Source organism: Pseudomonas sp. CK-NBRI-02 (assembly GCF_008124495.1).
Taxonomy (GTDB): Bacteria; Pseudomonadota; Gammaproteobacteria; order Pseudomonadales; family Pseudomonadaceae; genus Aquipseudomonas; species Aquipseudomonas guariconensis.
The window spans coordinates 1-1,237 of the sequence record NZ_VSJH01000041.1; the positions used below are offsets into that span (position 1 = coordinate 1).

Annotated in this window: 1 pseudogene; it reads right to left on the reverse strand. The window is 53.9% G+C overall.

The window, feature by feature from the left end:
* Positions 1–33 precede the first annotated feature (33 nt).
* Positions 34–1,184: pseudogene (locus DQ397_RS23310) on the reverse strand (IS3 family transposase).
* Positions 1,185–1,237 lie beyond the last annotated feature (53 nt).

The following is a 1,237-nucleotide window of genomic DNA, read 5'->3' on the forward strand; positions in this document are numbered from 1 at the left end:
CGAGCTGAAGCTGTTTGAATCGCCCCTGCTTTCCTAGACACTCTCCAAGCTCAGAAAATAGCGTTTCTCATACTCTACTGGCGACAGCTGCATAGCACTGCTGTGTCGACGTTTTGGGTTATAGAACATCTCGATGTAATCGAAAATATCACTTCGGGCTTCGTCACGCGTTGCGTAGATCTTTCGTCGGATTCACTCCCGCTTCAAAAGCTGGAAAAAGCTCTCGGCTACGGCGTTGTCATGGCAGTTTCCTCGCCGACTCATGCTGCTAATCACGTTGTTTGCCTTCAAGAAGCTTTGCCAATCTGAGCTACTGAATTGACTGCCCTGATCTGAATGAATCATCACTTGCTGCTGTGGCTTGCGGCGCCACACGGCCATCAACATCGCGTCGATCGCCAGGTCGCTGCCCATCCTGGGCTTCATTGACCAGCCAATCACTTGGCGAGAAAACAGATCCAGCACTACTGCCAGGTATAGCCATCCTTCATAGGTGCGGATGTAAGTGATGTCTGTCACCCAGACCTTGTTCGGCTCACTGACCTTGAACTGCCGCGCAAGGTGGTTAGGCGAGGCGACGGTTGGCTTTCCGCCATAAAACCCTGGGCGCCGTCGATAACCCGTTTGTGAACGCAGCCCCTCTGCCTGCATCAAACGTCCGACTCGATTTCGCCCACAGATCTCTCCCAGCTCTCGCAGGTCATCGTGAATCTTGCGATAGCCATACACTCCTCCGCTTTCTAACCAGGCATGCTTGATCAAGCCAAGCAGGCGTTGATCTTCTTTTGCTCGGGCAGATTGAGGCTCGGCCAACCAAGCGTAGTAGCCGCTGGGGTGCACCTTGAGGGTTTGGCAAAGGCGCCGCACGGGGTAATCCGTCGAGTGCTTCTTGATGAAGGCGTACTTCAGCCGCACTCCTTGGCAAAGTACGCGGCGGCCTTCTTTAAGATGTCTCGCTCTTCCGTCACGCGCTTGAGTTCAGCACGCAGCTTGCGCAGTTCGGCTTGCTGGTCATCGTCTTGCTGACGCTGATCTTGGGGTTTGCTGTAGAGCTTGATCCAGGCGTAGAGACTGTGAACGGACATGCCCAAACGCTGGGCAACATCGGCGACAGGCTTGCCTTTCTCGGTCACTTGTTTGACCGCTTCGATCTTGAATTCTTCAGGGTAACGCTGACGACTCATGACACCTCCTATTTGGGCCTCATTATGAGGCTTGGAGGTGTCTACGAAACCAG